Below are 6,261 nucleotides of genomic sequence, written 5' to 3' on the forward strand. Positions count from 1 at the left end.
TTGTTGAATTTAGTCTTCCGGATCGGTCCAGTCTCCGTTTTCACGGATCAGGTTCTCCAGTTCGTAAACCGAATTTTCATACGGAATATGGCGTTTCTTCAGCGATTGACCTTTGTATAGGTTTACTTTTCCACCGCCGGCACCCACAAAACCGTAATCCACATCACCCATCTCACCGGGTCCGTTTACAACACAACCCATCACTCCAATTTTCAGGTGGTTCAAATGTTTAAAATGTGCTTTAATCTTACGGGTTGTTTCATGCAGATCGAACAAGGTACGGCCACAACCCGGACAGCTAATAAATTCAGTTTTCGAAACCCGCATACGACTGGCTTGCAAGATTGAGAAACTCAGATCTTTCAGATCGGTGAAGGTGATGTTGTCTCCTTCGTTCGTAATGCAAATTCCGTCTCCGTAACCGTCAAGCAACAGGCCACCCAAATCGATAGAGGCTTTAATCTGAAGGTCTTCCAGACTGCTTTCTTTATAGGAACGGGAGATAATCACAGGCACTTTCCAAATGTGCGATTCCAAAGTCATGAAAAAAGCACGAAGCTCGGCAAACGGGTTTTTATTGAAACTTTCCAGAATCAGTACGGTCTTTCTGGTCTGCTTCAACTTCATGATGATCTCCGGGTTTTCAGACATAAAACGGTCGAATTCCATTTTATTCGTCCGGATAAATTTCATCTGTCCCCAGTGGCTACCACCAAACAGATATTCTTCCAAATCCAAAATCGGATAAACATTCCCTTCCAGATCGAGTATTTGATCCCGATCCAGGAAATATTCCGGAATTTGCTTCCCACGCAAAGGCAGAATCTCTGACAAACTGCGATCACGCAAATCAGCAATAACGATCGGCAGGTTTTTCCCACCCATGTTCATTACCGGACGGGTAGACCGTTTTTCGTATTCGAACGGATTAATCTGTGCAAATAAGGGCGCTGTAATCGCTTGATGATTTTTATAGCTCTTGATATGATTGATCATCTTCTGAGCCACGGGAATTTCCTTTGCCGGATCTTCCGTCAACGAAACACGAATCGTGTCGCCGATACCGTCAACCAGTAAAGCGCCAATACCTACGGCTGACTTAATTCGTCCATCTTCGCCTTCGCCGGCTTCAGTTACACCAAGATGAAGCGGAAACTCCATATCTTCCAATCGCATCCGTTTATTGAGTAAACGAACGGTGTAGACCATCATGCGGGTGTTGCTCGATTTGATTGAGATGACCACATTGGTGAAGCCAACTTTCTTACAAATGCGAAGGTACTCCATCACCGACTCAGAAATCCCAGCTGGTGTATCACCGTAACGGGTCATAATTCGGTCTGAAAGAGAGCCTTGATTTGCTCCAATTCGCAATGCCGTGTTGGTTTCTTTTAAAATATTGAGGAATGGAACAAATTGCTCTTCGATCTTTTGCAATTCTTCCTTGTATTCGTCGTCGGAGTAAATATGCTGTTCAAAACGGGCACGCTTATCGTAAAAGTTTCCCGGATTAATCCGCACTTTCGAAATGTATTTAGCAGCAACTTCTGCCAATTTAGGGTTGAAATGAACATCCGCGATGAGCGAATTCTCATATCCGCGTGCCACCAACTCCCGTTTGATATTTTTCAGGTTTTCCGCATCATTCATCCCCTTTACAGTCACCCGAACGTAGTCGGCCCCCGCTTTAATAATACGAACGATCTGATCGACGGTAGCGTCAGTATCTTTTGTATCGGTATCAGTCATTGACTGAATACGAATCGGATAATCCCCCCCTACCGGTATCTTACCAACCTGGACTACAGATGTTTGTTGGCGTTGATACTTTGTCAAATCTTTGATGTAATTAAAATTCCGATCTTCCATGTTCAGTCAAGCATTTTTGAGAGCCACAAAGTTAAATTAAAGTTAATAAATACAAAGCATCTCGGCCTAATTTATAACAAATTAGACCATACATATTCTTCCGGCAAACTTTAAAAGAGAGATCTTCAACCTTTACTAAAAAAGGATAAATGTTAGTTTTGAGCTCATGTTAGTTTCTTTCCACAACAAAAGAAGTCTAAAAGTACCAAACCGAGATTACCGGAAAATTAAATTTGAGACATCAATGTTTAACCAAATCGTACCAATTTCCCTATTTTTGAAACCAAACATCCACCTATGACAATCCGGATTGAAAATATTTCTAAATTCTACGGCAAGCAAAAAGCAATCGATCAACTTAGTATTGAACTGCATAGCGGCGAGCTGGTCGGATTTTTGGGCCCAAATGGTGCCGGAAAGTCAACCTTAATGAAAATTATCACCGGTTACTTGGCTGCCGACGAGGGTACGATTGCCATAAACGGGGAAATCGTTTCGCCCGACAACCACCGGATCAGGCAGCAAGTGGGCTACCTGCCCGAACACAACCCACTGTACACCGATTTATACATCAAAGAATATTTGCAGTTGACCGCCGGCATGTACGGTCTGAAAAACAAAAAGCAACAAGCCGAACGGGTCATCGAAATGACCGGACTCGGCCCCGAACAACACAAAAAAATCGGTGCCCTGTCGAAAGGATACCGCCAGCGCGTTGGTTTAGCCCAGGCCTTGATTCACGATCCGGCCATTCTGATTCTCGATGAACCGACCACCGGGCTCGATCCCAACCAGCTGGAAGACATCCGCTCGCTCATCAAAGCCATCAGCCGGGAGAAAACAGTGCTTTTTTCGACCCACATTATGCAGGAGGTTGAAGCCATATGCAACCGGGTCATCATCATCAACAAAGGCAAGCTCATTGCCGACAACCCCGTTGAAAACCTCAAAAGCGGGAAACTGTTCTCGGCCCAGCAGGTGTTGGTCGAATTTGCAGAAACCGTTCAGCCCACGCTGATTTCATCAGCCTTGAACCTGAAGCAAATCGATCCGGTTTCAGGCAAAAGCTTTGTGGTACATGCTTCCGGCGAAGAGGATATTCGCCCGGCCCTGTTCCGCTTTGCAGTCGAAAAAGGACTCACCATTCTCACCCTGCAAGAGCAACAAACCAGTCTGGAAAACATCTTCCACAAACTCACCCGCAACTAATCCGCCTCCCCTGTCATCCTGAATTCATTTCTCAACCTGTTCGGGCTGACTTGTCGTTTTAATTCTTTTGGGGTCGTCCTGATCAAAACAAATTCTGATTTGTTGTAAAAGGCCAAAGGAGAAAACAAGCATGACAAGCAGAAAACAAGTAGCCTTCTCGGTGCTCGATTTAGCACCGGTAGCCGAAGGCTCAACCCCGGCTGATGCCTTGCGCAACAGTCTCGACTTAGCTCAACAGACCGAACAGTTCGGCTACACCCGCTACTGGGTGGCCGAACATCACAACATCATCAGTGTGGCCAGTGCCGCCACTTCCATCATTATTGGGTACATCGCCCAGGGAACGAAAACCATCCGTGTTGGATCGGGCGGGATCATGTTGCCCAATCATTCGCCGTTGATCGTTTCCGAGCAGTTTGGAACACTGGCAGCTCTTTACCCCGGACGAATTGACCTGGGACTGGGCCGCGCTCCCGGAACCGACCAGGTGACTGCCGCCGAACTGCGTTACGACCGCATGCGCGCCGCGCAGGATTTCCCCAACGAGGTGCGTAAAATTCAGCAGTACTTCTCGCCCGACAACGCCAAAGCCGAAGTTCGCTCGGTTTTGTCGGAAGGTGCCGAGGTGCCCGTTTGGATTCTCGGGTCGAGTACCGACAGCGCTTACCTGGCTGCCGATTTGGGATTGCCCTACGCTTTTGCCAGCCATTTCGCCCCGCAACAATTGATACCTGCCCTGAAGATTTACCGCGAGAACTTTAAACCATCGGCACAATTGGAGAGCCCTTATGTGATTGTTGGCAGCCAGGTGGTGGCTGCCGAAACCGACGCCGAAGCCGAATACCTGGCCAGCACCATGCGACGCAGCTTCCTGGGCATTGTTACCGGACGGCGCGAGTTGATGCAGCCGCCAACCCACGACCTGGGTTACGAAAACTGGGGAATCATCAAGGACCGGATTGACCTGATGCTGGCTTGCTCGCTCATTGGCGGACGGGAAAGAGTGAAACGCGAGCTCGAACAAATCCTGGCACATACCAACGCCGACGAAATCATCGTATCGTCGCACATATACGACCAACAAAAACGAGTGGACTCGTACCGGATCTTTTCGGAGGTGGTACAAAACTTATAAACGATCCGTTTGTTTTTGCTTATTCACCGGGTGACTTCGAGTCACCCGGTGAATAGCGTTGACGTTCGCGATCACATATTTATATCCATTAAGGCTAAACGTTTGCTTCTTCATCGCGAGACACAGTCACAGACCCGTTCCAGCGGGAGAGCTTTGCCCAAAATGCAGCGAATGGATAAAAGTCAGTTCAGAGAACCACGCAACCGAAAGCAAATCCATCCCTCAATCAGGAAAACAAGAGCGTAAGAACCGCCAAAAACAAAAAAGCCCGACCTTCATGGTCAGGCTACATATCTTACTTTCCATCGGAAAACCCATAATACTTGTTCCGGCTATCAATCCCGGTTTACGTCAACACCGCGTTCAAGCGCTGCGCTGCGCGCGGCTCGAACGCTTAATTATTGTACACCGTTTTTTCATTTTTTCATGATTCCTGCTCGGTCAAGATATTCACCAATTGAATATCGAGGCAAGCCTTTTTCAAATCCCAACCGGTATAATCCGACTCCAGTACTTACTTGGTCATTTATTGATTCTTGAATTTCTTTTGCTCTTAAAATTATCTCAAATTCGGTCAAATCTGATCTACTCTCTATAATTACCCCTTTACTATATCCGCCTTTACGTCCAAATGGGACGAGCACAATTTTATCAGCATTTATTATTCTATTCGCAAATTCTGATTTCAAATAATCAATGCCATGAGAGTCAAACGAATTCCAATTAACTTTTTGAGTTCTACCAAATCTCATAGGCAAGTCAGGTCGAAAATATTGTGATTCCTTTTCTGTCAATTCTTGATGACCAATTAGCTTAGATTTGGATTTGAATAAATCAATTGACATTCGATAAAAGATTGTTTTTCTTTTGTAATTACCCGAAAATGTCCAACTATTATCAGACCATAAGCAGTCATAAAAAATTTCGTAAGCATCGAATCCAATCACTCGAAATGGTCTGTCGTCAAAATCTGTTTTATATATTTCTCCTAATTGCAATTTCTCTGTTTTTAAATGGTGTACAACGGTTCGGCTATGAAGCGTGGCGGTTCTCGGAGAGCGTCAGTGTCCACCGGGACACGACGCCGAACGAAGAGCCGGCCCGCGGAAACCACCGCACCCGCCGTGTCTTTATAGCTATTGTTAGCGGTAGTTTTTCATTAACTAAATTTTTTATTGATAATCATATTTACCATGCCATCATCCAGTAAACGATCATATTATGATTTTTTGAAATTGCTACTCCACTCGAATATCCATTTTTCCACTGTCCCAAAGTCTCTGGTCTCATAATATCGCATTTAACTTTCCAATAGTCACCATGGCCAGCTTTAAAAACAAAAACCTCTAAATCTTCAGGAATATTATATTTATTGGACACCATTTCTACACCTGGTTCATACCAATATTTTTCCTCTACGTCACCTAACCCAAAATCAAAGCTTTCAAAATAGGGTATTGGATAAATATTAGGCAGTGCGAAATTCCGCACTTTAAGCGTGTCAAGCTGGGTGTAGAACTTAAACGCAAAGTCAATAATGAAATTATTTTCTTTATAATCTGTTTTATACAAAAACGAATCTGGATAAAGCGTTTCATCGTTATCCCCCGCGTTTAGGATAAGATAACAATCCGCGATGTATCTATTCCATTCCTTATCTGTCATATTTCCTGGAATGGAATATTGCATTTGAACAACACTTTTACTTGAAACTGATTTAGGAAAATGGTTAAATAGTCCGTCCACTTCATACCATTTTTCAATAGTCCTTTGAGAAGTTTTAATTATTTGAACATATCTTTCCCCAAGCATCTTGTCAATGCAAGAACTAAATGTGATTATTAAAACAATGGTTATGAATAGTCTTATTTTCATACGTCTCCCATTATGAGATACTGAGATTTAAAATTACCGCTAACGGTCACTTGGTCGAGTAGGCAAAGGGAGTTTCACCCTAAGCCTCTCACAGAACCGGACTTGACAGTCTCCCGTCATCCGGCTCTTGTTATACAAATCTAAACGTTTCAACCAGTTATGCCCACTTGCCA

5 protein-coding genes are annotated in these 6,261 nt (G+C 44.5%); 2 read left to right on the plus strand and 3 right to left on the minus strand.

Annotation, left to right across the window (positions count from 1 at the left end; all coding sequences use genetic code 11):
• Positions 1 to 9: 9 nt before the first annotated feature.
• On the minus strand, positions 10 to 1,869 hold the full coding sequence (ispG, locus tag GJV22_RS07500) for a (E)-4-hydroxy-3-methylbut-2-enyl-diphosphate synthase (protein WP_163710922.1): 1,860 nt from the start codon (positions 1,867 to 1,869) through the stop codon (positions 10 to 12).
• Between the two features lie 297 nt (positions 1,870 to 2,166).
• Between ispG and gldA the strand changes: the two genes are divergently transcribed.
• Entirely contained in the window at positions 2,167 to 3,078 is a 912-nt protein-coding gene (gene gldA / locus GJV22_RS07505; protein ID WP_163710924.1) for a gliding motility-associated ABC transporter ATP-binding subunit GldA, read from the plus strand.
• Positions 3,079 to 3,208: 130 nt separating this feature from the next.
• Positions 3,209 to 4,213: an LLM class flavin-dependent oxidoreductase gene (locus GJV22_RS07510; protein WP_163710926.1), complete on the plus strand. Its 1,005-nt coding sequence runs from the start codon at positions 3,209 to 3,211 to the stop codon at positions 4,211 to 4,213.
• 416 nt (positions 4,214 to 4,629) lie between these two features.
• On the opposite strand, the gene GJV22_RS07515 is transcribed toward GJV22_RS07510, so the two are convergent.
• Positions 4,630 to 5,211, minus strand: a complete 582-nt coding sequence (locus tag GJV22_RS07515) for a hypothetical protein (protein ID WP_163710928.1) — start codon at positions 5,209 to 5,211, stop codon at positions 4,630 to 4,632.
• A 190-nt stretch (positions 5,212 to 5,401) separates the two neighbouring features.
• On the minus strand, positions 5,402 to 6,088 hold the full coding sequence (locus GJV22_RS07520) for a hypothetical protein (RefSeq protein WP_163710930.1): 687 nt from the start codon (positions 6,086 to 6,088) through the stop codon (positions 5,402 to 5,404).
• Between the last annotated feature and the right edge of the window lie 173 nt (positions 6,089 to 6,261).

Origin of the sequence: Mangrovibacterium lignilyticum (genome assembly GCF_010882175.1) — a bacterium.
Classification (GTDB): domain Bacteria; phylum Bacteroidota; class Bacteroidia; order Bacteroidales; family Prolixibacteraceae; genus Mangrovibacterium; species Mangrovibacterium lignilyticum.